This window comes from Streptacidiphilus cavernicola (assembly GCF_042510955.1).
GTDB lineage: Bacteria > Actinomycetota > Actinomycetes > Streptomycetales > Streptomycetaceae > Streptacidiphilus > Streptacidiphilus cavernicola.
The window spans coordinates 15,691-40,519 of the sequence record NZ_JBHFAB010000012.1 but is presented as its reverse complement, the minus strand read 5'-3'; the positions used below and the strand labels follow the sequence as shown (position 1 = coordinate 40,519).

Genomic DNA, 24,829 nt, shown 5'->3' with positions numbered 1-24,829 from the left:
GCTCAGGGCTGGCCGGTGGGGGGATCGGTGTTGATCTGCTTCTTGATCTGCTCCTGGGCCTTGTCGACCTGGGAGGCGTACTTGCCTCCGGTCTTGGAGTCGAACATGTCACCCGCCTTGTCCACCGCCTGGTGGGCCTGTGCTTCATGGCCCTTCAGCATTCCCTTGAGCTTGTCGATCACGGACATACGTCCTCCTCGATTTCGGGTCAGGCCCTTCCAGAATCCGCGCAACCGCCCGGTCCCGCATCTTGGACGCGTCCGCCCGGCAGGCTCAGGTGTTGCTGCTGCCGGGTTCGAGGTTGACCCAGGAGAAGATCGCGCCGACCTGGTAGCCGTCCTTCTGGGTGGCGAAGGTGAAGTTCAGGCTGGTGTCGCCGGGGCGCAGCAGCTTGGAGATGTCGATCCGGTCCGAGTCGTAGCCCAGCTGGTTGACGTAGTTCGGGGTCCGGACGAACTGGTCGCTGGGGATGGACTCGCTGATGGTGGAGTTCATGAAGTCGTTGGCCGGCTTGTCCGGGGTGGACAGCACGGTGCGCGGACCGTGGGTGGACTGCACCGTGACGGTGTCGCCGGTGTAGGTGCGGTCGCCGTCGTAGGCGAGGAAGCCCAGGTTGGCGGCGATCTGGCCGGTCTTGGGGACCTTGATGCCGGTGATCTTCGAGTTGAGCGGCGCGGCGTTCGGCAGCTCGATCTGGAAGCCGTCCGACAGCTGGATGTTGCGCAGCGGCTTGTCGCAGTTCTCGTACGCCACCACCAGGGACCAGCCGCCCCAGCTGTGGTCGGCCACCACCGAGTCCATGTCGGCGACGATGTAGTTGCCGTTGCCGGACGACTTGACCAGGTCGGTGACGTCGGCCGAGGCCTGGTAGCCGTGCTCCATGGCGTCGCCCTCGCCGACCCCGGTCATGTAGCCGAGGTCCTTGTACGAGGGGTCGGTGTTGACCTCGTGGTACTCCTTGCCGTCGGGGGTCTTGAACAGCACCCCGTCGACCTGCGACAGCGGCAGGATGGTCTTGCCGAGGCCGCGGGTACCGCCCCAGTACAGCCGGGCGTACTTCACCGTGGAGCCGGGCAGCAGGTTGAGCTGCGCGCCGCTGGAGGAGTACAGCGTCTCGAAGCCGCCGCCCTCGGACGGCGGCAGCGGGAACTTGCCGGGGTACTGGTTGATGTACTTCATCATGTAGTTGTTGTTGTAGATGCCCTGGCCCACGCCCTTGCGGGCGTCCAGGCAGGAGGCAACGCCCTTCTTCAGCGGTGCCTTCTTCTCGTCGCAGGTCATCAGCGTGTTGCCGATGCGGGTGATCGAGCCGTGCATCACCGCGTGGTAGCGGGTGGTCATCGGGATGGGGTGCTGGCCGGTGTCGCCGACGGCCCGGTGCTGGGCGTGCACGGGTCCGACCCGGTCCGGGGCCGCGGCTCCGGAGCCGGTGGCCAGGGCCAGTTGCGCCACGACGGCGGCACAGGCCGCTGCGACGGCCGCGGTGGCGCGAAGGAGTCTGCGCGAGGTCGGACGCGTGCCTACGATGCGGTGGTCCACGGGATCCTCTCTGTTGTTCTTTTATCTGAAGATGACTCAGATGTGATAATCATCCGAGCACGAAGCATCGAGCGCTGACCGCTATTCGTCCGTTCGTGGGCGTGGCCGCGGGAACGGAACCCCCCTGGCCGGAGCGGCTCTTGTACGAAAGGTGGCGCGGGCCGCCGGGCGGCCGGGGCCGGACGTTGACACCGTCCGCGCATGCCCGTTGACTGCTCGTGTCGTCGCCACACCGGGAGCACAGGGCTCCTCAGGGACTCGCGGCGGCCCGAAGGACGCTCTCCTGTTGACGACAGCGACCGAAATCTTAGGGATTCAGTCCTGCCCGCCGGCCGCCACGACGGCCGAAGTCTTCGAGGTCCGGCCCTACACCCCGCACTGCCGGGTGATCCACGCCGAGGGCGACCACGCCGTGATCGGCGTCTCCCCCGGCAACAGCTACTTCTCGGCCCAGCGCCTGACCGACCTCGCCCACTGGGGCGTCCGGCACTTCGACCGGGTCGACTTCGTCTACACCGACCTGCACGTCGCCGAGATGTACCAGGCCTTCGGCTACAGCGCCGACGACGCCCGGCGCAAGGCGGTCAAGAACCTGCGCGGCGTCCGGGCCAAGGTGACCGCCGCGGTCGAGGCGGTCGGCGGCGGCGGGCGGCTCGCCGCCCACCCGATGTCGGAGTTCACCGGCAACCCGGCCTACCAGCGGATCCACCGGCACCTGCGGAGCCTGCTGGACACCGACCAGGAGTTCCTCGGCGCCTGCCGGGCGCTGGTCGACTCCTTCCTCTCCGCCAAGGTCCTGGACGGGAAGGCAGGCACCGAGCGGCAGCGCGCGGTCTGCCTGGAGTACGTCTGCGCGGAGGCCCCGCTGTTCCTGGACACCCCGGCCATCCTGGAGGTGCCCTCCTCGCTGAACTGCTACCACCAGCTGCTGCCGATGGCCGAGCTGCTCTACTCACGCGGGTCAGGGCTGCGCGCCTCCCGCAACCAGGGCCACGCCGTGGTGACCCCCGTCGAAGGAGACCCCGATGTCCGTTGACACCCTCACCGCCTTCCCGTTCTCCTGGCGCGGGGACCGGCTGCCGGAGGAGATCGCCGGACTGCGCCGGGAGCCGGTCAAGCGGGTGCGGACCATCGCCGGGGACGAGGCCTGGCTGGTCTCCTCGCACGCGCTGTGCACCCAGGTGCTGGAGGACAGCCGGTTCAGCCTCAAGGACACCTCGGCGCCGGGCGCGCCCCGGCAGTACGCGCTGACCATCCCGCCCGAGGTGGTCAACAACATGGGCAACATCACCGGGGCCGGGCTGCGCAAGGCGGTGCTCCGGGCGATCAACCCCAAGGCCGACGGCCTGGTCCCGTGGATGCGCTCGTACGCGTCCGAACTGGTCGAAGGGCTGCTGGCGCAAGGGGCGCCGGCGGACCTGCGGGCCGGCTTCGCCAACCCCTACGCGGAAGCGCTGCACTGCCGCATCCTCGGCATCCCGCAGGCGGACGCCGCCCGGCTGGCACCCAGCCTGGACCTCGCGTTCATGAACTCGGCCTGCCCGGTCACCGGCGCCCGGCTGAACTGGGACCGCGACATGGCCTACATGGTCGAGCGGCTCGACGACCCGGCCACCACCGGGCTGATGGCCGAGATCGCGGCGCTGCGCGGCGACCCCGACTACGCCCACCTCACCGACGAGATGCTGGCCACCGTCGGGGTGACCATGTTCGGCGCCGGGGTGATCTCCACCTCGGCGTTCCTGACCATGGCCGTGGTCTCGCTGATCCAGCACCCGGAGGCGTGGGCCGAGCTGCGCGCCGACCCGTCCCGCGTCCCGGCCGCGGTGGACGAGCTGCTGCGGATCAACCTGTCGATCGGCGACGGGCTGCCCCGGCTGGCGCTGGAGGACGTCCTCCTCGGCGACGTCCTGGTCCGGGCGGGCGAACTGGTGCTGGTGCTGGTCGAGGGCGCCAACACCGACCCGGAGGTGTTCACCGACCCGGAGCGGATGGACATCGGCCGCGCCAACAGCACCGCGCACCTCTCCTTCGGCGGCGGCCGGCACTACTGCCCCGCCACCGCGCTGGGCAAGCGGCACGCCGAGATCGCCCTGGAGACCCTGCTCGACCGGCTGCCCGAGCTGCGACTCGCGGTCCCGATCGAGCAGTTGGTGTGGCGCACCGGGTTCATGAAGCGGATGCCGGAGCGGCTTCCGATGCTGTGGTGAGCCACCCTGCCGCAGCAGGCTCGTTTTCTGGCCCCGGTGCGGCAAGACTGGTCACTCGGGGGCCGGAGCGGGGCGTGGTCGGACGCCGGGGAAGGCAGGGCCGATGGGTTCGCACATCGAGCGGGAGCGCAAGTTCGACGCGGCGGACGGCGGCGCGGCCCTGCCCGACCTGCACGGCCTGCCCGGGGTCGGCGCGGTCCGCGCGGCCTCGGCCGAGGAACTTGACGCCGTCTACTACGACACCCAGGACCACCTGCTGCGGTCCCGCCGGATCACCCTGCGCCGGCGCACCGGCGGCCATGACGAGGGCTGGCACCTCAAGCTCCCGGCGGGTCCGGACAGCCGCCGGGAGATCCAGCTGCCGCTGTCCGGCGAGGGACCGGACGAGCCGGTCCCGGCGGAGCTGGCGCTGCGGGTCCGCGCCCGTGCGCACGGCGCGGCGCTGGTCCCGGTCGCCCGGCTGCACACGCTGCGGCGGCGGAGCCTGCTGCTGGACGCGGCCGACCGGCCGCTCGCCGAGATCGCCGAGGACGCCGTCACCGCACACCGGCTGCCGCCGGGGCCGTCCGGCGGGAAGGGCGGCGGCGGGGAGCGGAGGTGGAGCGAGGTCGAGGCCGAGCTGAGTCCGGGCGCCCCGGAGGAGCGGGGCACCGGGCTGCTGGACGCGATCGAGGAGCGCTTCGCCGGGGTCGGGCTGCACCGTTCCTCCAGCGCCTCCAAGCTCGAACGCGCGCTGGGCGGCACGCGGGTCGCCCCGCCGACTGCCGCCCCGCCGGCTCCCGCTCCGGCTTCCGGCAGCATCGGCGCGCTGCTGGCCGACCGGCTCCGGGAGCAGGTGGAGACGGTGCTGGTGCTGGACGGGGCGGTCCGCCGCGACCGCCCCGACTCGGTGCACCGGATGCGCGCCGCGGTCCGCGGGCTGCGCACCACGCTGCGGGCCTTCCGGCCGTACCTGGACCGGGCCGCCGGCACCGAACTGGACCTCGAACTCGGGCGGCTGGGACGGGTCCTGGGCGAGGCCAGGGACAGCGAGGTGCTCGGCAGCAGGCTGGGCGAGCAGCTGGCGGCGCTGCCCGCGGTGGAACGCCCCGGACCGATGGCGCAGCGGATCGGCGACTGGTGCACCGACCGCTACCGGCGGGCCCACCGGCTGGCGCTCGCCGAGCTGGACAGCCCCCGCTACTTCGCCCTGGTCGAGGCCCTGGACCGGCTCGCCGCCGCACCGGGCCTCACCGGCCGCGCCCGGCGGCCGGTCGCACCCGAGCTGCGCCGGGTCCTCGCCCGGGAGCAGCGCCGGGTGGCCCGCCGGATCGCCGCCGCGCGCACGCTGCCGTCGGGCCCGGAACGCGACGAGGGCCTGCACGTCGCCCGGAAGGCCGCCAAGGGCGCCAGATACGCGGGCGAGACAGCCGAACCGGCCGCCGGAAAACCGGCCCGCCGCTTCGCCCGCCGGATGAAGGCCGTGCAGACCCTGCTGGGTGACCGTCAGGACGCGCTGGTCGCAAGGGAGTTGATCCCGATCATCGCGACCTGGGCGGAGACCGCGGGCGAACCCGGCTTCGGCTACGGCGTCCTCTACGCGGCCGAAGCCGCCGTCCTCGCCCGTACCGACGCCGAACTCCCCGCAGTCTGCGCGGCGGCGCTCGACCCCGGGCTGGTCCGCTGGGGCGCCGCCGGCTCCTAGCCGGACCGCGGCACCGGCCCGGTGGAGGCGCGGGTGACCAGCTGGGTGGCGAGCTCGACATGGAGGGTGTCGACGGTGTGCCGGTCCAGCAGCCGGGTCAGCAGCGAGACCGCCATCCGGCCCATCTCCTCCAGGGGCTGACGGACCGTCGTCAGCGGGGGCTGGGTGCTGCGGCTGAGGTCGCTGTCGTCGAAACCGGCCACCGAGAGGTCCGCCGGGACCCGGAGGCCGCGCTCGTGGGCGGCCCGCAGCGCCCCCGCGGCGACCTTGTCGTTGAACGCGACCAGCGCGGTGGGCCGTTCCGGCAGGTCCAGCAGCTCGCCCGCGGCCCGGTAGCCGTGCTCGACCGTCGGCTCGACGCTGCGCAGCAGCTCGGGGACGGGGAGCGCGCCGGTCGCGGCCAGCGCCGAGGTGTGGCCGACCAGGCGGGCGTCGCTGGCGAGCCACTCGGTCGGCCCGGCGATGACGCCGATCCGGCGGTGGCCGAGCGAGGTCAGATGGGCGGTGACGCTGCGCGCCCCGGCGAAGTTGGCGGCGGAGACCGAGGCGATCTCGCCGGGCAGCGCGGTCCTCGGGTCGACCACGACGAACGGGAAGCCGGTGGCGCGCAGCTCCTGCAGTTCCTCGCCGGGCTCCGGCGGCAGGATGAGCACCGCTCCGGCCACGGTCGGGTCCTGCGGCAGCCCGGCCAGGACCCGCGCGCCCTGCGCGGACCCGCCCGCGCCCAGCACCAGCCGCCGGTGGTGCAGGTCCAGCGTCTCGGCCACGGACGAGACGATCACGCCGAAGTAGTCGGTCAGCACATACGGGCAGCGCACGTACACCGCACCGTGGTTGGCGCCGCGGCGGGCGGGCGCGGGCGCGCCGAGGCGCTCCCCGGCCCGGCGGACCCGCTCCTGGGTCTCCGGGGCGACCTGGACATGGCCGTTCATCACCCGGGACACCGTCGCGATGGAAACGCCGGCCTCGGCGGCGATGGCCCGCACCGTGACGTGGCTCGCCTTCGGCCTAGCCACCTGTTACAGCGTTTCGTTTCATGGCCGGGAGCCTACTGCACCGATCACCGGCCTGGTTCCGGTACCTGTACGAAGCCTTGACAGCCCTCCGACACGGCGCTTACCTGTGTTTCGCGTGGGTTCCAGAAATAGTTACATTCTGTTTCACAGAGAGGAACGATCGTGTCCCGCATCAGGTTCATCTCGGCGTCACTGGCCGCAGCGGCGATGGTCTCGGGCTCGGTGATCGGGCTCGGGACCACCGCTCATGCCGCCACCGGCTCCGCGGTCTCGGTCTGGGAGACCACGGCCGACCAGAGCAAGCTGCTCGCCCCGCAGACCGGCGCGGTGTTCGCCGACGGCGGCGGCACCGGCAGCCAGACCATCACCGTCAACGCGTCCACCGGCTACCAGTCGATGACCGGCTTCGGGGCCTCGCTGACCGACTCCTCGGCCTGGCTGATCGCCAACTCCCCGCAGCGCAACACGATCATGAGCAAGCTGTTCGACCCCAGCCAGGGCATCGGCCTGGACTTCCTGCGGCAGCCGATCGGCGCCTCCGACTTCGCCCGCTCGCTCTACAGCTACGACGACATGCCGGCCGGGCAGACCGACCCGACCCTGGCGAACTTCTCGACCGCCCACGACAACGCCTACATCCTGCCGCTGCTGCAACAGGCGCTGCAGCTCAACCCGGCCACCACGGTGATGGCGACCCCGTGGAGCGCGCCGGGCTGGATGAAGACCAGCGGCTCCATGATCGGCGGCACCCTGAACAGCGCCGACTACCAGGTCTACGCGAACTACCTGGTGAAGTTCCTCCAGGCGTACAAGGCGGCCGGGGTCCCGGTCTCGCTGCTGACCCCGCAGAACGAGCCGGAGTACTCGCCCTCCAACTACCCCGGCGCGACCTTCTCGGCCGCCGACGAGACCAACCTGATCGCCAACTACCTCGGCCCGGCGATCAAGGCCGCGAACCTCGGCACCGGCATCCTCGGCTACGACCACAACTGGAACGACACCTCCTTCCCCTCGACCATCCTGGGCAACAGCACCGCCGCCCAGTACACGGTCGGGACGGCCTGGCACTGCTACGGGGGCGACCCCAGCGGGCAGACCACGGTCCACAACGCCTTCCCGACCAAGGACACCTACTTCACCGAGTGCTCCGGCAGCCAGTCGGCCAACACCGCGAACACCTTCTCCGACTCGCTGGACTGGCAGACCGAGAACCTGATCATCGGCGCCACCCGCAACTGGGCCAAGTCCGTGGTCACCTGGAACATGGCGCTCGACCCCAGCGGCGGCCCGTCGATGAACTGCACCACCTGCACCGGCGTGGTCACCGTGAACAACGGCAACGGCACCGCCGCGTACAACGCCGAGTACTACGTCCTGGGCCAGGCCAGCAAGTTCGTCAAGCCGGGCGCGGTACGGATCGACTCCAACACCTTCGGCAGCGGCAACCTGGAGGACGTCGCCTTCCGCAACCCGGACGGCTCGATCGCGCTGATCGCCCTCAACGCCGACGCCTCGGCCGCGCACACCTTCAACGTCAGCCAGAACGGCCAGTCCTTCAGCTACACCCTCCCGGCGAAGGCGGTGGCGACCTTCACCTGGACGCCCGGCAGCAGCACCGGCGGGGGCGGCACCGGCGGCATCTCCAGCACCGCCTGGTACCAGGTCGTCAACGCCAACAGCGGCAAGTGCGTCGACGCCACCGGCGGCGGCACCGCGAACGGCACCGCCGTGCAGCAGTGGACCTGCGGCAGCGGCAACCACAACCAGCAGTGGCAGTTCCAGCCCACCGACAGCGGCTACTACAAGGTGGTCACCCGCAACGCCACCACCGAGGCCTGGAACGTCACCGGCGGCACCGGGGCCACCGGGGACGGCGTGCCGATCCAGCTCTGGACCTACGGCGGCGGCAGCAACGAGCAGTGGAAGCCGGTCCAGCACGCCGACGGCAGCTACAGCTTCACGCCGCGCAGCAACCCCGCCGAATGCCTGGACGTCACCAATGTCTCCACCGCGGACGGCGCCCGGTTGCAGCAGTGGACCTGCAGCGGCGGCCCCGCGCAGAGCTTCAGCCTGGCGGCGCAGAACTGACGTTGCGTCAGCAACGATCAGCTCCGCGAAGTCCTGCAACGGCGGGTGCTCCAGCAGCACCCGCCGGCTGCCGCGGCGGGAGGTGACCACGCCCTCGGGCCCCGGACGGAACCTATCCTGCCGCTGCCGACTCCAGGGCGAGCAGCAGCCGCTTGGCGTCGGCGCCGCCCGCGTACTGGCCGGGGCTGCCGTCGGAGCGCACCACCCGGTGGCACGGCACCACCAGCGGCAGAGGGTTGGTCGCGCAGGCCGTCCCCACCGCCCGCACCGCCCTGGGGCTGCCGGAGGCAGCAGCCACCTGCGCGTAGCTGGCGGTGTGCCCGTAGCCGATGTCCGGGAGGCGGGCCAGGACGTCGCGCCGGAAGCCCTTCGCCAGCCGCAGGTCCAGCGGCAGTTCGAAGCGGTACCGACGACCGGTGAAGTACTCCTCCAACTGGCGGCTCGCCCCGTCCAGCCGGGCGGGGGCGCGGAGGATCCGCGGGCTGACCGCGTCGGACAGCTGCTGGAGCGCCGCGTCGTGGTCCTGGACCGCGAAGGCGATCCTGACCAGGCCCTGTTCGGTCGCGGCCAGCAGCAGTGCGCCGACGGGGGTGTCCAGGGTGCGGTAGGCGACGTCCAGCAGGCCCGCGTCCCCTGACTCCGCGGCCAGCCGGGCGTGCAGCCGGGCCAGTGCGGGGCCGTCCTGCGCCTGGTCCCCGGACAGCGCGGCGGTGATCAGGCGGGTGCCGTGGCTGTCGAGATCGGATGTTCCGGTCATCGTCAGGACCTCTCTCTCGGGTACGAGCCGCGCAGGGCTCTGATGCCGTCGGCGGCGGCTCTGCGGGCCGCGTCGGTGCTGCCGCCGATCAGCGCGGCGATCTCCTTGTAGGGGAGCCCGGCCAGGTAGTGGTAGGCGACCGTCTGCCGCTGGCGCTCGGGCAGCGCCTTGAGCGCGGCCCACAGGTCCGGGTCCCAGTCCTCGGGTCGGCCGGTGCGGCTCGGCCGCTCGGGCAGCGCCGCCACCGGGACCGCGCGGCGGCCGGCGGCCCGGACCACGTCGATCGCCTTGCGGTGGGCGACGGTCACCAGCCAGGCCGTCAGGTCGGCGTCCCCGGGCAGCTCCGGGTACGCCTTCAGGGCGGCGAGGAAGGTCTCCGACCAGGCGTCCTCGGCGTCGTGCGGACCGACCACGGCCCGCACCACGCGCAGCACCATCGGCCCGTGGTCGGTCACCAGTTGTTCGAACGGTGGCTTGCTCACACCGGGTAAACGATCGGGCGGTGCGAAACGTGAGCCGCGGCCCGCGGCCGGACCGGGGCCGGGGCCGGATTCAGAACAGCCGGGCTTCCCGCTCCGCCGCGGGCTCCTCCAGCTCCAGCAGGAAGCGCTTGCGGTCCAGGCCGCCCGCGTAGCCGCGGAGGCTGCCGTCGGTGGCGACGACCCGGTGGCAGGGGATCACCACCGACACCGGGTTCAGCGCGTTCGCGGCGCCGACCGCCTGGGCCAGCGCCGGGTCCCCGAGCTGCCGGGCCAGGTCGCCGTAGGAGCGGGTCTCCCCGTACGGGATGTCCAGCAGCAGGTCCCAGACCCTGCGCTGGAAGTCGTTGCCCTGCGGGGCGAGCGGCAGCGCGAACTCCGACCGCGTCCCGGCGAAGTACTCGCCGAGCTGCCGCCGGACCTCCTCGAAGCCCTGGTCGGTCCGCTCGCCGAAGGTGTCCGCGGACGGGCGCCGCAGGTGCCCCTCGAAGTACAGCCCCACCAGCGCCCCGTCCTCGATGACGGCGGTGAGACCCCCGGTGGGCGAGTCGATGACGGTGTGCGTCCTCATGGCCGCGCCACTCCCCTTCCTTCCGTTCCCCTCCATGGTGGGCAGCCGCTGCCGGCCGCCCCTCACCGGGTAGACGCCCCGCAGGCGCGAAACGTGAGGCCCGCTGGGGCCCGCTACCGGTCCAGCCGCAGGCGGAGCCGGCAGACGGTGGCGCCGGTGCCGCGTCTGACGGCGCGTGAGATCAGGGCTCCGCGCTGGTTGTGCAGGGGCCAGTGCCACCAGTGGGCCGGTTCGACCTCGGGGATCAGCACGGTGATCCGGTCGTAGCTGTGGGTCGTGCCCATCTCGCGCAGGTAGCCGACCAGGGGCGGGTCAGCTCGCGCCGGGCCGCCGGGACGGACACCAGCGGCACGCCCGGCGCCCACAGCTCCCAGTCCCGGCGCAGCGCCTCGGCCGCGGCCCGTTCCTCGGCGTCGGACTCCCGCGGCTCGACCGTCACCGCGACCACCTCGTCGCCGAGCGAGACCGCCGCCGACAGGCCCTCCTGGGTGAGCCGGGACAGCGTGCCGACCGGCACCACGACCAGCGAGTGCTGCCGCCACGGCGGCTCGGGGACCAGGCCAAGACCCAGCTGCCGCCCGATCCGCTGGTACGACCTGCGCACCGCCGCGAACAGCAGCACCAGCAGCGGCAGCACCAGGCAGATGATCCAGGCGCCCTCGGCGAACTTGGTGAGCGTCTCCACCGCGGTCGCGCTCGCGGTCAGCAGCGCGCCGAAGCCGTTCAGCAGCGCCCTGCCGCGCCAGCCGGGCACCTGCCCGCGGGCCAGCCACCAGTGCCGGACCATGCCGACCTGGCAGATGGTGAAGCCGACGAACACCCCGATCGCGAACAGCGGCACCAGCGTGTTCACGTTCCCGCCCGAGCCGACCAGCAGCAGCGCCGAGGCGAACGCCAGGGCCAGTACGCCGTGCCGGTAGACCTGGTGGTCCGCCCGCAGCGCGAAGACATGCGGCAGGTGGTTGTCCTTGGCCAGCAGCCGCAGCAGCACCGGCAGCCCGCCGAAGGAGGTGTTGGCGGCCAGCGCCAGCAGCAGCATGGTGGCGAACTGGACCAGGTAGAAGCCGAAGCCGTGGCCGAGCGAGGCGTCGGTCAGCTGCGCCAGCACGGTCACCCCGGCGACCGGCCGCAGGTGGAACCGGCCGATCAGCACGGCCAGGCCGATCAGCATCACCCCGAGCACCACGCCCAGCGCCACCTCGGTCCGCTGGGCCCGCTTGACGCCGGGGCGGCGGAAGGACGGGACGGCGTTGGCGATGGCCTCGACCCCGGTCAGCGCGGAGCAGCCGGAGGCGAACGCCCGGAGCAGCAGCAGGACGCCGACCGAGGTGGCGTCACCGGCGAGCTGCGAGGCGTGTCCGACCGCGAGCGTCCCGACCGGGGCGTCCCGGAACAGGCCGACCACGATCACCCCGAGGACCGACAGCACGAACACCGCCGTCGGGATCATGAACACCCGGGCGGACTCGGCTATCCCGCGCAGGTTCACCCCGGTGACCGCGACCAGAACCAGCAGGCACAGCCAGACCCGGTCGCCGTAGAGGGAGGGGAAGGCGGAGGTGAGCGCGGCGACCCCGGCGGTGACCGAGACGGCGACGTTGAGCACGTAGTCGATCACCAGCGAGGCGGCGGCGACCATCGCGGCCCGGCGGCCCAGGTGGGTCCTGGCGACGGCGTAGGCGCCGCCGCCGTCCGGGAAGGCGGCGATGACCTGGCGGTAGGAGAGGGTGAGCACGCCCAGCAGCCCGGCGATGGCCAGGGTCACCGGGAGGGTGTAGCCGAGCCCGTGCGCCCCGGCGGCGGCCAGCACCACCACGATCGCCTCGGGGCCGTAGGCCACCGAGGCCATCGCGTCCAGCGAGAGGGCGGCCAGGCCGCCGAGCGAGGACAGCCGGTGCCGGTCTTCGGGGTCCGGGGCGGCGGGGTCCGCGCCGGGCGCGGCGGGGTCCCGGACAGCGGCGGCGGCGAGGGCGGCCGGGACGGCGGCGGCGGTCGCGGTCGCCGCGGTCGCCGGGCCTCCGGGAGGCTCGTCGTCCGTGCTCGGGCCGAGCCCCGAGGCCGTCGCTTCACCGGGTACGGACATCGTGCGGCTCCTCGCGCTCGGGCGGTGCTTCCGGGGCGGTGCATCCCCAGGCTCGGGCGACGATGGCACAGCTGCCCACTGCCCTGACGCCTTCTTGACGCGATCACGGGCCGTTGCTGACGACTCCTTGACGAAGCCGTCAGGCCTTGGCGCCCGTCACCAGCCGTTCGCGGTCGAACACCGCGGACACCAGCCGCCAGCCGACGACGTCGATCAGCAGCAGGGCCGCACCGAGGCCCAGCGCCACCCCGAGCGTCGGCCGGATCACGTCGAAGCCCATCAGCGCGGTCACCGCGAGCGGCGGCAGCCCGGCCAGCGAGCTGAGCTGCTGGGCGACCCGGACGTCACTGGCCCGGGTGGAGACGGTGATGCCGGCCCAGATCGACCAGCCCGCCAACAGCGGGGTGAACAGCAGTTGGGCCAGCAGCCGCGGCGCCTGGAAGATGTCCGAGGCCACGTTCTGGTGGGCGAACAGTCCGACGAAGGCCAGGAAGACCCCGTACATCGTGTAGGAGATCAGCAGCGTCGGGACCAGCGCCGCCAGGGCCTTGCCGAGCAGGAACTCCTCGCGCCGCACCGGCGTGGTGAGCACCGGTTCGAGCGTGCCCTGCTCCCGCTCGCCGACCACCGCGTAGGAGGCGACCACCGCCGGGACCAGGGTCGGGATCAGCATCAGGTAGAGCAGGGACACCCCGACCACCGCGTTGATCTTGCTCGCCGGGGCCGCGGCCGGGAGCGCGAAGATGCTGACGACCGGCGCGATCATGAAGACCACCGGCATGACCGCCATGGTCGAGGCGATGAACCGGTTGCGCCGGTAGTCGCGGACCTCCTTGCGGGCCACGGCCCGGATCCGGGCGCCGCTCAGGCTCATGGTCAGGCTCATCGCGCGCCCGCCTCCACATCCGTGTCGATCAGCTGGAGGTAGACGTCCTCCAGCGAGTGCCGGGACGGGCTCAACGCCAGCAGGTCCGCACCGGCCGCGACCAGCGCCCGCGCGGCTCCGGCCGCGGCGGCCTCGGCGTCGGAGACCGCGAGCAGGTAGGCGCCGTCCTCGGCCCGCTGCCAGCCCTCGACCCCCGGCAGCGCGGTGAAGACCCGCTCGGGTTCGGCCAGCGGCTCGCGGGTCCTGACCTCAAGGCTCTTGCTGAACAGCCGTTCCCGCAGCTCGTCCGGTCGGCCGATCATCCGCAGCGTGGTGTTCATGATCGCGACGCGGTCGCACAGCCGCTCGGCCTCCGCCAGCCGATGGGTGGTCAGGAAGATGGTCACGCCGCGCTTGCGCAGCGCGTCGATCAGGTCGTGCACCTCGCGCGAGGCCACCGGGTCGAGACCGGAGGTGGGCTCGTCCAGGAACAGCACCCGCGGGTCGCTCAGCAGCGCCCTGGCCAGGCCGACCCGCTGGCGCAGCCCCTTGGACAGCGAGCGGCACGGGTCGTCGGCCCTCTCCAGCAGATTGACCGCGCGCAGGGCGCGCTCGATCCGCTCGCGCGGTTCGGACAGCTCGTAGAGACCGGCGAAGAACTCCAGGTTCTCGGCCACGCTCAGCCGCAGGTACAGGCCCGGGGACTCCGGCATGACCGCGATCCGGCGGCGGATCTCCACCCCGTTCTCCGGGGTCAGCTCCAGCCCGGCGACCGTCGCCGTGCCCGCGGTGGGGGCCAGCAGGGTGCCGAGGGTGCGCACGGTCGAGGTCTTCCCCGCGCCGTTGGGCCCGAGGAAGCCGAACACCTCGCCGTGGTCGACGCTGAAGGTCACGTCCGCGAAGGCGGTGCGTGCGTCGAAGCGCTTGGTCAGGCCCTCCGCCATGACGGCGGGCGCTATGTTCTCTCTCACACTTAAAGTGATATCACTTTACTGGGGGAGGGTCAACGGGGCCTTCCGGGGCCTTCGGGGGGCGTCCGCGCCGGGGCAGGCCGCCGACGTTGCGGGGCAGCCGTCCGGCGTCCGCCAGCGCCTGGCGCAGCAGCAGTTCGATCTGCGCGGTGGTGCTGCGCAGCTCGGCCCCGGCCCACTTCGCCAGGGCGTCGTGGACCGCGGGATCGAGGCGCAGCAGGATGCTCTTCCGCTCACTCACGGCGCCGCTTACTGGTAGAGGGTTCCGGTGTTGACCACCGGCTGGGTCGTGCTCTCACTGCACAGCACCACCAGCAGATTGCTGACCATCGTCGCCTTCCGCTCCTCGTCGAGCTCCACCACGCCCTGTTCGGCGAGCTGGTCCAGGGCCATGTGCACCATGCCGACCGCGCCCTCGACCAGCCGCTGCCGCGCGGAGACCACCGCGTCGGCCTGCTGGCGGCGCAGCATCACCTGGGCGATCTCCGGCGCGTAGGACAGCCGGGTGACCCGGGACTCGACCACCGCGACACCGGCCACCGAGACCCGTTCGGCGATCTCGGCGGAGAGCCGGCCGGTGATCTCCTCGGCGTTCTCCCGCAGCGAGAGCCGGGTCTCCCCGCGCGCGTCGTACGGGTAGGAGCCGGCGATGTGCCGCACCGCGGTCTCCGCCTGCTTGGCGACGAACGCGACCACGTCCTCCACCGCGTACACGGACTTGGCGGTGTCGGCCACCTGCCAGACCACCACCGCGGCCATCTCGATCGGGTTGCCGTCCGCGTCGTTGACCTTCAGGGTGACCGTCTCGTGGTTGCGGATCCGGGTGGACACCCGCTGCCGCTTCGCGAACGGATTGACCCAGCGCAGGCCGTTGCTGCGGACCGTCCCGAGGTAGCGGCCGAACAGCGTCACCACCCGGGTCTGCCCCGGCGCCACCGCCGTCAGCCCGCCCAGCACCAGCACCCCGGCCACCAGCAGCACCGCTCCCAGCGGCGGCACCGCGCCGAGCGTCACCGCGCCGCCGACCACCAGCACCAGCCCGACCGGCAGGGCGACCCCGCCGGGCAGGCTCTTCGCCGTACGCTCACTGATCGCGTCCATCCGGGGCCACCCCTGTCTCTGTTCCTTGCCGCGCGGCGCGCTGTGCCGTGCGGCAAGTATAGAGATATCACTTAATGCGGGGCCGGGCTCAGCCGAAGTAGCCCTGGACGTCGGCGATCAGGTCGACGCTGCCGGAGTGGTTGTAGAGGGCGATGTCGCCGTCCGCGCCGATCGGGACCAGGGCCAGGTTCGGCACCGTCGCGCCCGGGGTGAGGTTGAGGCTGGAGCTGGTCGGCCGGGTTCCGCCGTCCGCGTAGGCGGTGACGTAGGTGGCCGCGGTGGGGCCGGTGCCGGTCAGGTTGACCAGCACCGCGGTCGCGTTCGCCGGGACGCCGTGCAGGCCCGCCACCTTCAGTCGCAGCGTCGCGCCGGGGCCGACCTTCGCCTTGGCCGCCCCCGTTCCGTCGACGGTGTCCAGCACCCGGGTCGGCGCGAGCGGGATGTAGCTGGAGCTCGGGACGGCCACCGTGCTGTACCAGCCAGCCAGGTCCACGATCAGGTCGACGCTGCCGCTGTGGTTGTAGAGGGTCACGTCGCCGTCCGCGTCGACCGGTGCCGACACCAGGTTGGAGACCGTCTGCCCGGCGCCCACGTTGAGGATCGAGGTGTCCGGACGGGCCGTACCGGTCGCGTAGGCGGTGATGTAGGTGCCCGCGGTGGCGCCGGTCGCGGTGACGTGCAGCAGCGCCGCGCGGGTGTAGCTGTCCAGGCCCACGTGCACGACCGTCCCTTGGCCGGGGCCGACCTTCACGTGCCCGCTGCCGCCCTGCCGGGTGTCGAGCACCCGGGTCGGCCCGGTGGCCTCGAAGTAGGACCCCTGCGGGACGGACCCGTCGTTGACGCTGGTGTAGTACCCCTGCACGTCGGCGATCACCTGGACCTGCCCGGAGGCGTTGTACAGCGACACCGTGCCGTCCGCCCCGATCGGGACCGTGACCTGGTTCTGCGTGGTCTGCCCGACACCGAAGTTGAGGTTGGACACGGTCGGCCGGCTGGTCCCGCCCGGGTACGCCGACAGGTAGCTCGACCGGGTGGCGCCGGTCTCGGTGACGTTCAGGGTCACCGCGGCGGCCCCGTGCGCCGGGATCCCGCCCGCGCCGGCCACCTTGAGCCGCACCACACCGCCGGGCCCGACCGCCGCCTTCGGCGCACCGGTGCCGGACCTGGTGTCGAGCACCCGGGCCGGGTGCAGCGGCACGTACTGGTTCCCGGCCGTGACCAGTTGCGAGACCTGCGCGGTCCGGCCGCCCCGGTCGGTGATCGTCGCGGTGACCAGGTAGGTGCCCGGCTTCTGGTAGTCGTACGTGCCGTAGAGGGCGGTGCCGAGGTCATGAGCGCCGGTGCCGTCGCCGTAGTCCAGCCGGACATCGCTGACCGGCCAGGGGCTGGTCGTCGCCTCCAGGTTGGCGTAGACGCTCAGCGGCCGGTCGACCTGGTCGTCGCCCAGGAGCATCGACGGCGTCAGCGGCCCCGGCTGCTCCACCGCGACCGACGTGTACGCGGTGCGGACGGCGCCGAACGGCAGGTTCGCCGTCACCGTGACCTCGTAGGAGGAGAACGGGCGGGCAGTGGCGTAGGTGTGGTCCACCGAAGCGGAGGACGAGTCCACCGGCTGGCTGCCGTCGCCGAAGTCGTAGTGGTAGCTGACCGGTGAGCCCCAGGGGTTGGACACCGCGGCGGTGAGGGTGACCGCGAGTGGAGCCGGGCCCTGGACCTCGGAGGGGGTGACCGAGGTGATCGCGAACGGGTCCTGGACCTCGATCGCACCGCGGTCCACGTAGCCGCTGCCGGTACCGGTGTTCGGGGTCCCCGGCACGTCCACCCGGGGCAGGTTGTTCAGCGCGAGCGGGGTCTCCCCCGGCGCGTTCGCGTCGGCCGAGTCGACCGCGGGGGAGGTCGCGGCCGGGGTGCCCGCGGTGCCGACGGTGCCCGCGGTCAACTGCGGGTCGCTGTTGAGGTCGTGCGTGCCCTCGGTGGTGCCGACGGTGAGGGCCGCGGCGGTCGGGTAGTCCACGCCGTTCCACCGGTACGCCGGGGAACCGGCCTGCGGGAACACCAGGTTGTAGTCCAGCGAGCTGCCGGGCGCCGAGTCCGCCGACACGTTCAGCTCCGGCGCCCCGGCAGCGGTCGCGGGGAGGCAGCCGGAACCGGCCACCGCGGCGGAGGAGGACACGCCGTCCCGGGAGGCGATGTTGTTCTCGATCAGCGCGCCGCTGGACCCGCCGCCGAGGACCAGGGCGGAACCGCAGTTGGTGGCGAGGGTGTTCCCGACGACGCGGGCGCCCGGCGCGTCCGTGGCCACGATGCCGGCCCCGTTGCCGAGCAGCACCGAGCCGGTGACCGTGGTTCCGGTGGCCGCGCCGTCGGTGGCCGCGCCGCCCACCGCGACGCCGGCGTTTCCGTATCCGGTCACCCAGTCGTGGGCCAGGGTCACCGCAGAGGAGCCGCCGCCGACGGCGATGCCGGTGGCCGCGTTCCCCGCCGCGGGGCTGGTGTGCTGCATCCAGGTGTTCTCGACGGTCACGTCACTGGAGTCGGTCAGCTGCACCGCGTCGCCCGTGGTCAGCATCGACAGGCCGCGCACCACGACGTCGTGCACCCCGGTGAGGACGATGCCCTGCGCACCCTCGTAGTTGATCCAGGCCGCACCGGACCGCAGGCCCCAGTTGTCGCCGTGGGTGATGGTGATCGGGGCGCCGGGTTCGCCGGAGTGGGTGACGTCCAGCTCGCCCTTGTACTGCCCGGACGCGATCTGCACGGTCTGCCCCGGCTGCGCCGCGTCCACCGCCGACTGCGGCGTGCAGTACGGCGTCTGCTGCGACCCGCGGCCCGCGGCGGTGTCCGAGCAGACGTCACCCGCCGTCGTCCCGACGTAGATGGTGCTCCCAGCGGCGCCGTCGGCCGCGGCCGAGCCGACCGGCAGGGCCAGCTGGAACAGCGAGCCGGAGAGCAGTATCGATCCGAGCAGGGCGACAGGACGCCGGAGACGCATGGTGACTTTCCCCCGAGAAGAGCACGCCGACCATGGGCGCGCGACACCTGCGGATGTTCCCATACTGCATCCGTGATTTCCACTGGTCGCGGCCAGGTTCACGGGGAACTCCGACCTTCCGTCAGAAGAGCGTCGGCGGACCGGTCGGGACCGGCTCGGGCAGCGGGTCGAGGTCGGGGACGAGGGCTCGGACGCCGTCGTGGAAGCGCCGGGCGAGGGCGAGCGACTCGTTGTTGTCCGGCGTGTGGATGAAGACCGTGGGCGAGCGGCCCTCGCGCAGCCAGTCCACGACCGTGCCGGTCCAGTGCTGCCAGCCCTCCGCCGTGGGCCGCGCGCTGTCCCGGCCGATGTAGCGGACCACCGGACGTCCGGTCAGCGCACGGGTCCTGCGCGGCAGCCGGGGCTTCTTCTCCCAGGCCTCCCGTTCCGCCGCGCTGGTCGGCGGGGCGGCGAACAGGTCGGTGGTGTCGAAGGAGGTCCACTCGGCGCCGACGTCGTCCAGCACCCGCTCCAGCCGCTGCTCCCAGCGCGGGTCCTCGAAGAACGCCGGGTGCCGGACCTCGACCGTGCAGCGGAGCCCGCGCGGCAGCCGGTGCAGGAAGGCGGCCAGCGTCCCGAGGTCCGACGGGCCGAAGGACGACGGCAGCTGGACCCACAGCGCGTGCACCCGCGGGCCGAGCGGCTCGACCGTGTCCAGGAAGGCCCGCAGCGGGCCGTCGGCGGCGTCGCCGAGGCGGAGCACATGGGATATCTGCTTGGGGAGCTTCAGCAGGAACCGGAAGTCCGGCCCGGTCTGCTCGGCCCAGGAGCTGACCGTGTCGGCGGACGGCGTCGCGTAGAAGGTCGTGTTGCCCTCGACCGCGTTGCACCAGCTCGCGTAGGCCCGCAGGCGCTCCCGGGGCGGGAGCGGGTGCGGCAGGAAGCTGCCCTGCCAGGCGGTGTGGGCCCACATCGCGCATCCGACGTGGAGTTGTTCCATCCCCCGACCCTAACCGAACCCGCGCGGCGCCCCGCCGCCCGGTCCGCAGCCGCAGCGCGCCCCACGCAGCGGCTGCGGACCGGGCCCAGCGCCCTGCTCAGCGCAGCTGCGCCCGCAGCGCGGTGACCCGGTCAGCGGCGGCACGGAACCCGGTGGCGTCCAGCGCCCCGCTGTTCAGCGCGTTCACCAGCGCGGTGGTCGCGGTCTCGCCCTGGCCGACGTTCTGCGAGGAGCACAGCAGCAGGTCCATCCCGGCGCCCGCTGCGGCGACGGCGCGCTGCGCCATCGTGCCGAAGCTGTCCAGTGCCTTGGCCTCCAGCGCGTCGGTGACCGTGACGCCGGTGAACCCGAGCCGGGTGCGCAGTTCCTGCTGGACGATGGTGGGGGACATGCCCGCCGGGCGGGCCGGGTCGAGCGCCGGGTAGACGGCCCAGCTCAGCATGATCAGTTTCACCCCGGACGCGATGGCCGCCGGGTAGGGGGCCTCGTCCACGCCGCGCAGCGTGGCCAGCGACTCGTTCACCGTGACCGGCCCCAGGTCGGTGTTCTGGCCGCGCCCCGCGGCGCCCAGCCCGGGGAAGTGCTTGGCGGTGGCGGCGACGCCGGCCTGCTGCTGGGCCGTCAGAAACGCCCTGCCCATGGAGGCGACCACGGCCGGGGTGCTGCTGAACGAGCGCTGCGCGCTGTCGGCGAAGTCGCCCGCGCTGTGGTAGACGTCCAGGACCGGTGCGAGATTCAGGTTCATCCCGACGCCGGCCAGATTGCGGGCGGCGTCGGTCCCGGCCGAGGCGGCGACCGCGGGGTTGCCGGTCGCGCCGATCTGCTTGGCCGACATCGTGGGGGCACCGGGCAACCTCCGGATCTCGCCGCCCTCCTGATCGGTCATCAGCAGCAGCGGCTCGTGGATCGGGCTGGCCGCCTGCGCCTGCCGCAGCTGGGTGATCGCCGAGCGCAGCTGGGCCTCGCTGGAGACGTTCTGCCCGAAGAAGATGACCCCGGCCGCCTCCCCTTCACGGATCCGCTGGAGCAGCGCGGCCGGCGGGGTCAGGCCGGGATAGGAGTAGATGATCCGCTGCCCGGCGAGCTGCTCCTGGCTCAGCGCCACCGTCCGACTGGGCGCCGGGACCGGCACCGGCGCCTTGGGCACGACCGACGACGGCGTCCCCGCACCGGACGACGTGCTCGGCGGAACCGCGGAACTGGCCGCCCCGGTCGACTGCGACGGCGACCCCGCCGCCGAGCCGGACGACGGGGAGGCGCTGGGCGTCGTGGTCGTGGGCGTCGGCGAGCAGCCCGCCGCGAGCCCGCCGATCAACAGCGCGCCGACGAGGGAGAGGCGCAGCCTGCCGACCCGCCGGTGTGCCTCGGGCCCGGAGTGGACGGGCATCTGCGTTCTCCTGTGCGGCTCGACACCGGATCCCCTGGTCAGGCAGGGAAGGGCCGGTCGTGGCCCGGACGGCTGACAGGGGCCGCGTACGGCTCCGACCTGACCCCGCGCCCGTCCAGCTTTCCTCGAACCTATACCCACCGCCACGCCTTTCGTCCGCCCCCGCGCCGACGCCGACCCGGTCCGATCCGCCCGAGCCCCAGGTCGGAGCCGCGCCGGGCGCAACCGGCGGCAACGGCCGCAGTCACCCGTACGGAGGCACCGGGATCCCGGCGGGCACCGGCCGACCGAGCCTGGCTACGGCCGCGAAAAAGCGGGTGCCCCACTGTCGGAACCGCTGACAGCGGGGCACCCGCGCGAGCAGGGCGGCGAACGGCGGCCCGCCTCCGTTGAGCCGGGCCGAGCGCGCTAGTGGTCGCCGCCCGTGGAGCCGGTTCGGGCTTCGTCCGCGAGTCGGCCGGAGGGGCGGGGGATGTCCGCGTCGGTGTCGGCCTGCGGGTCGACGTCGCCTTCGCCGAGCACCGCGGCCTCGGCTGCGGCCACGGCCGCGACCGCGTCCGTCCCGGGCTCGCCCGCGGCCTCGGCGTCGGCCTGGGCGCGGGCCTGGTTGCCGGAGACCAGCCGCAGCGGGACCTCCTTGAGCATCATCGAGAACACCACCGCCAGCAGCAGCAGGACGGCGACGACCGCGAACACCACGTCACCGGCCTGGGAGAAGCCGACGAAGAACGGGTGGCTCAGCGGCTTGGCCAGCCCGTTCAGGAACGAGGTGTCGTCCAGCCCGCCACTCAGGTGCTGGTGCAGCGAGGCGAGTTGGTCGGGGTGGGCCTTGGCCGCGGCGAGGAAGGACGGGTCACCGGCCGCCTTCGCGTACTGGCCGCTGATCTTGGTGCCGGCCAGCGAGAACAGGATGGACAGGAAGATCGCGGTGCCCAGCGTGCCGCCGACCGAGCGGAAGAACGTGGAGGCGGCCGAGGCGACGCCCATGTCCTGCGCCGGCACGGCGTTCTGCATCGCCAGCACCAGGCTCTGCATGTTCAGCCCGAGGCCGATGCCGAAGACGGCCATGTAGATGTCGGTCTGCCAGAGCGGCGTGTCCGCGCCGATCGTGACCATCACGCCCATGCCGACCACCATCAGGATCGACCCGATCACCGGGAAGATCTTGTAGCGGCCGGTCCGGGCGATCAGCTGGCCCGCGCCCAGCGAGGCGAGCATCAGCCCGGCGACGAGCGGCAGCAGCAGCAGCCCGGACTTCGTCGGCGAGGCGCCCTTGACGATCTGCAGGTAGAGCGGGATGACCGACATCCCGCCGAACATCGCCATACCGATGATCGTCACCTGGGCCGAGGCGACCGAGAACGTGCCGCTGCGGAACAGCCGCAGCGGCAGCAGCGCGTCGTCGCCCATCCGCCGCTGGACCCAGATGAACAGGGCGAGCCCGGCCGCGCCGGTCAGGTAGCAGGCGAACGAGCCTGCCGACGACCAGCCCCAGCCCTGCCCCTGCTCGGCCACGACCAGCAGCGGCACCAGGCCGACGACCAGCAGCGCCGAACCCCACCAGTCGATCCGGCGCTCGCGGCGGACGTGGTCGAGGTGGAGCACCTTGGCGATGACGACCAGCGCGAAGGCGGCGATGGGGACGTTGATGTAGAAGATCCAGCGCCAGCCCGCGGCACCGAGGAAGCTGTCGGTGCCGGAGAGCAGCCCGCCCAGCACCGGGCCGAGAACGGAGGCGCTGGCGAAGACGGCCATCATGTAGCCCTGGTAGCGGGCGCGCTCGCGGGGCGGGATGATGTCGCCGATCACGGCGAGGGCGAGCGGCATGATGCCGCCGGCGCCTATGCCCTGGAAGGCGCGGAACCCGGCCAGTTCGTACATCGACTGGGCCAGGCCGCACAGGGCCGACCCGACCACGAAGATCACGATCGAGAGCATGAACAGCCGCTTGCGGCCGTAGATGTCGGACAGCTTGCCGAACAGCGGCGCGGCGATCGTCGAGGTGATCAGGAACGCGGTGGTCACCCAGGCCTGCGCGGACAGGTCGTTGAGGTCGTTGCCGATGGTCTTGATCGCGGTCGAGACGATCGTCTGGTCCAGCGCTGCCAGGAACATGCCCAGGACCAGCCCGGACAGGATCGTCAGGATCTGACGGTGGGACAGCGCGCCGTCCGTCGGCGGTCCCGCCGGTCGGGTTGCGGTGGCGGTCATGCGGTACTGCCTTCTTCCGGTTCGTCGGTACGGGCGGGGTGCCGCGCCGCATCAGTCATCCATTGGGTGTGGGTGAGGTCGAAGGCCGCAGTGAACCGCTCCAACTGGTGGGCGAACTGCCGCAGTTCCTCGGGGGTCCAGTCGCTCAGCACCTGCTCGAAGAAGGCTGCCCTGGCATGCTCGTGTTCGGCTATCACGGCTCGGCCCGCTTCGGTGACGACCAGCAGGCTGGCCCGTCCGTCCACCGGGTCGGCCCGGCGCTCCAGCAGCCCGCGCGTCACCAGCGCGGCGACCTGGCGGCTGACCGTCGACAGGTCCGACTGCACCCCGACAGCCAGCGCGCTCGCCCGCATCGGCCCCTCGGCCGCGGCGGTGCGCAGCAGCACCTGGGTCGCCGAGTCGATGTTGTCACCGGCCGCGGCCAGCAGCCGCGCCTTGGAGCGCCGCACCGTACGCAGCAGCTCGGTCAGCGCGTCCGCGACCGAGGCCACTCCGGCCCCGCTGCCGCCGTTCCAGGCGACGCGGGGGCCCGCCCACCGCCGCTCGGCGGTCGACGCCGCGGCGCCGCCGGTCTGGTCTGCCATCGCCCACCTCTCGACTCCTCTACATACTTGTATAGCACAAGTACTTGGTGCCTACAACTATCACTGTCGCCGCCGCCGCCGGACGGTCGGGCCCAGGCATTCCGTTCAGAAGGCGTACCGGACGCGCAGCCAGGGCGCGCGGGTCGCGATCAGGCCCCGTAGCCGGGCGAGGGCGTCCTGCTTGATCCGCAGGGCGTAGCGGACGTTGACGGCTCCGTTCTGCGAGCGTTTGGCCTCCTGGGCGGCCGGCTGCCACAGGACGTCCTCGGCGCGGGGGTGCCAGCCGAGGTTGACCTCGTGGAGCTGCTGGTTGTGGGTCAACATGATCACCTCGGCGGCCGACTGCTCCTTCACCCGGGCGGGCAGGACGTCGTCGAGGTGGTCCAGCAGGTCGGCCCAGTCCTGCTGCCAGCCGGGGCGCAGCACTACCGGTGAGAGGTTGAAGTGGACCTCGTAGCCCGCGTCGAGGAAGTCGGCCGCGGCGGCGATGCGTTCCGCCACCGGGCTGGTGCGGATGTCCAGGAGGCGGGAGTCGCTCGCGGGCATGATCGAGAAGCGCACCCGGGTGCGTCCTCGCGGATCGAGTGCGAGCAGGTCGGGGTTGACGAACTTGGTGGCGAACGACGCCTTGGCGGTGGGCAGTCCACGGAAGGCGGAGACGAGGTCGGCGGTGTTGTCGCAGACCAGGGCGTCCACGGAGCAGTCCCCGTTCTCGCCGATGTCGTACACCCAGGACTGGGCATCGCACTGGTTGGGCTCCCGCTTGGGGCCCTGCGCCCTTACGTGCCGCCGGATGTGGGCGACGATCGCCTCGATGTTGGTGAACAACGTGATCGGGTTGGCGTAGCCCTTGCTGCGCGGGACGTAGCAGTAGGCGCAGGCCATGGCGCAGCCGTTGGAGCCGCCGGGGGCGATCCAGTCGGCGGACCTGCCGTTGGGGCGGGTCGCCAGGGTGTGCCTGACGCCGAGGACCAGGGCCTCGGTCTTGATCCGGGTCCAGCGGGCGACGTTGCCGTCGTCACCGTGCAGGGAGGGGATGCGCCAGTGACTGGGCACCTCGGTGACCGGGACCCCGGGCAGCCCGGCCAGGATCTGCCGCCCGCGCGGCGTGACCAGAGCAGCCGGCTCGGCGTACACCTCCCGCACGTCCAGCATCCGCCGCGCCTGCGGACTGCCCCGGAACCCGCCGGCGCCGGCGGACGGGGCGGAGGGCGGCGTGTCCTCGTACGCGAAGAGGGCGTACTGCTCGGGTTCCTGTGGTGCGGGACCCGTCGGGGGCTGGGTCAACGGCGGTGCTCCTACGGACAGCGGT

The 24,829-nt window shown here is 72.5% G+C and carries 20 protein-coding genes and 1 pseudogene; 4 read left to right on the top strand and 17 right to left on the bottom strand.

All coding sequences use genetic code 11. The features are described from left to right. Positions 1 to 2 precede the first annotated feature (2 nt). A complete protein-coding gene (locus ACEZDE_RS17355; protein WP_380537189.1) occupies positions 3 to 188 on the bottom strand; it encodes an antitoxin in 186 nt (61 codons plus the stop codon). An 85-nt stretch (positions 189 to 273) separates the two neighbouring features. Continuing rightward, positions 274 to 1,539 (bottom strand): hypothetical protein, encoded by a 1,266-nt coding sequence (locus tag ACEZDE_RS17350; protein ID WP_380537188.1) that lies wholly within the window; start codon positions 1,537 to 1,539, stop codon positions 274 to 276. A 286-nt stretch (positions 1,540 to 1,825) separates the two neighbouring features. Here ACEZDE_RS17350 and ACEZDE_RS17345 point away from each other — a divergent pair, with 286 nt between their 5' ends. The 3 genes from ACEZDE_RS17345 (at position 1,826) to ACEZDE_RS17335 (ending at position 5,433) form a co-directional block, all read left to right on the top strand. After that, positions 1,826 to 2,575, top strand: coding sequence for a tRNA-dependent cyclodipeptide synthase (locus ACEZDE_RS17345; protein ID WP_380537187.1), 750 nt, complete (start codon positions 1,826 to 1,828; stop codon positions 2,573 to 2,575). Then, the gene (locus ACEZDE_RS17340) at positions 2,565 to 3,749 is read left to right on the top strand and encodes a cytochrome P450 (protein WP_380537186.1); all 1,185 of its coding nucleotides are present in this window, start codon (positions 2,565 to 2,567) and stop codon (positions 3,747 to 3,749) included. Before ACEZDE_RS17345 ends, ACEZDE_RS17340 begins: the two co-directional genes overlap by 11 nt. A gap of 103 nt (positions 3,750 to 3,852) precedes the next feature. Beyond that, positions 3,853 to 5,433, top strand: a complete 1,581-nt coding sequence (locus ACEZDE_RS17335; RefSeq protein WP_380537185.1) for a CYTH and CHAD domain-containing protein — start codon at positions 3,853 to 3,855, stop codon at positions 5,431 to 5,433. On the opposite strand, the gene ACEZDE_RS17330 is transcribed toward ACEZDE_RS17335, so the two are convergent. Next, positions 5,430 to 6,449, bottom strand: a complete 1,020-nt coding sequence (locus tag ACEZDE_RS17330) for a LacI family DNA-binding transcriptional regulator (RefSeq protein ID WP_380537184.1) — start codon at positions 6,447 to 6,449, stop codon at positions 5,430 to 5,432. The two genes, ACEZDE_RS17335 and ACEZDE_RS17330, sit on opposite strands and share 4 nt — an antisense overlap. Positions 6,450 to 6,611: 162 nt before the next feature. On the opposite strand from ACEZDE_RS17330, the gene ACEZDE_RS17325 reads away from it, so the two are divergent. Beyond that, complete coding sequence (locus ACEZDE_RS17325) at positions 6,612 to 8,537, top strand: RICIN domain-containing protein (protein WP_380537183.1); 1,926 nt, start codon at positions 6,612 to 6,614, stop codon at positions 8,535 to 8,537. 112 nt (positions 8,538 to 8,649) lie between these two features. Here ACEZDE_RS17325 and ACEZDE_RS17320 read toward each other — a convergent pair whose 3' ends face one another. From ACEZDE_RS17320 to ACEZDE_RS17255, 14 genes and pseudogenes are all read right to left on the bottom strand, one after another. Further along, entirely contained in the window at positions 8,650 to 9,294 is a 645-nt protein-coding gene (locus tag ACEZDE_RS17320; RefSeq protein WP_380537182.1) for a methylated-DNA--[protein]-cysteine S-methyltransferase, read from the bottom strand. Between the two features lie 2 nt (positions 9,295 to 9,296). Further along, positions 9,297 to 9,776, bottom strand: coding sequence for an RNA polymerase sigma factor (locus ACEZDE_RS17315; RefSeq protein ID WP_380537181.1), 480 nt, complete (start codon positions 9,774 to 9,776; stop codon positions 9,297 to 9,299). Between the two features lie 70 nt (positions 9,777 to 9,846). After that, positions 9,847 to 10,344 (bottom strand): methylated-DNA--[protein]-cysteine S-methyltransferase, encoded by a 498-nt coding sequence (locus tag ACEZDE_RS17310; RefSeq protein WP_380537180.1) that lies wholly within the window; start codon positions 10,342 to 10,344, stop codon positions 9,847 to 9,849. 113 nt (positions 10,345 to 10,457) lie between these two features. Continuing rightward, a pseudogene (locus ACEZDE_RS17305) lies at positions 10,458 to 12,427 on the bottom strand (APC family permease). A gap of 139 nt (positions 12,428 to 12,566) precedes the next feature. Continuing rightward, positions 12,567 to 13,313 carry an ABC transporter permease gene (locus ACEZDE_RS17300; RefSeq protein WP_380537179.1) on the bottom strand — a complete coding sequence of 249 codons (747 nt, stop codon included), beginning with the start codon at positions 13,311 to 13,313 and terminating at the stop codon, positions 12,567 to 12,569. After that, positions 13,310 to 14,263 (bottom strand): ABC transporter ATP-binding protein, encoded by a 954-nt coding sequence (locus ACEZDE_RS17295; RefSeq protein ID WP_380537178.1) that lies wholly within the window; start codon positions 14,261 to 14,263, stop codon positions 13,310 to 13,312. The genes ACEZDE_RS17300 and ACEZDE_RS17295 overlap by 4 nt, the downstream gene beginning before the upstream one ends. Before the next feature lie 13 nt (positions 14,264 to 14,276). Continuing rightward, positions 14,277 to 14,504: a hypothetical protein gene (locus ACEZDE_RS17290; RefSeq protein ID WP_380537177.1), complete on the bottom strand. Its 228-nt coding sequence runs from the start codon at positions 14,502 to 14,504 to the stop codon at positions 14,277 to 14,279. An 8-nt stretch (positions 14,505 to 14,512) separates the two neighbouring features. Then, a complete protein-coding gene (locus ACEZDE_RS17285; RefSeq protein ID WP_380537176.1) occupies positions 14,513 to 15,364 on the bottom strand; it encodes an SPFH domain-containing protein in 852 nt (283 codons plus the stop codon). Positions 15,365 to 15,452: 88 nt separating this feature from the next. After that, positions 15,453 to 18,356, bottom strand: a complete 2,904-nt coding sequence (locus ACEZDE_RS17280) for a PKD domain-containing protein (RefSeq protein WP_380537175.1) — start codon at positions 18,354 to 18,356, stop codon at positions 15,453 to 15,455. A 121-nt stretch (positions 18,357 to 18,477) separates the two neighbouring features. Continuing rightward, positions 18,478 to 19,335, bottom strand: a complete 858-nt coding sequence (locus ACEZDE_RS17275; protein ID WP_380537174.1) for a DUF72 domain-containing protein — start codon at positions 19,333 to 19,335, stop codon at positions 18,478 to 18,480. A gap of 97 nt (positions 19,336 to 19,432) precedes the next feature. Beyond that, positions 19,433 to 20,722 carry a glycoside hydrolase family 3 N-terminal domain-containing protein gene (locus ACEZDE_RS17270; RefSeq protein ID WP_380537173.1) on the bottom strand — a complete coding sequence of 430 codons (1,290 nt, stop codon included), beginning with the start codon at positions 20,720 to 20,722 and terminating at the stop codon, positions 19,433 to 19,435. Between the two features lie 408 nt (positions 20,723 to 21,130). Next, a complete protein-coding gene (locus tag ACEZDE_RS17265; protein ID WP_380537172.1) occupies positions 21,131 to 22,933 on the bottom strand; it encodes an MDR family MFS transporter in 1,803 nt (600 codons plus the stop codon). Continuing rightward, entirely contained in the window at positions 22,930 to 23,517 is a 588-nt protein-coding gene (locus tag ACEZDE_RS17260) for a MarR family winged helix-turn-helix transcriptional regulator (RefSeq protein ID WP_380537171.1), read from the bottom strand. The genes ACEZDE_RS17265 and ACEZDE_RS17260 overlap by 4 nt, the downstream gene beginning before the upstream one ends. Positions 23,518 to 23,622: 105 nt before the next feature. Then, positions 23,623 to 24,804: a spore photoproduct lyase family protein gene (locus ACEZDE_RS17255; RefSeq protein ID WP_380537170.1), complete on the bottom strand. Its 1,182-nt coding sequence runs from the start codon at positions 24,802 to 24,804 to the stop codon at positions 23,623 to 23,625. Between the last annotated feature and the right edge of the window lie 25 nt (positions 24,805 to 24,829).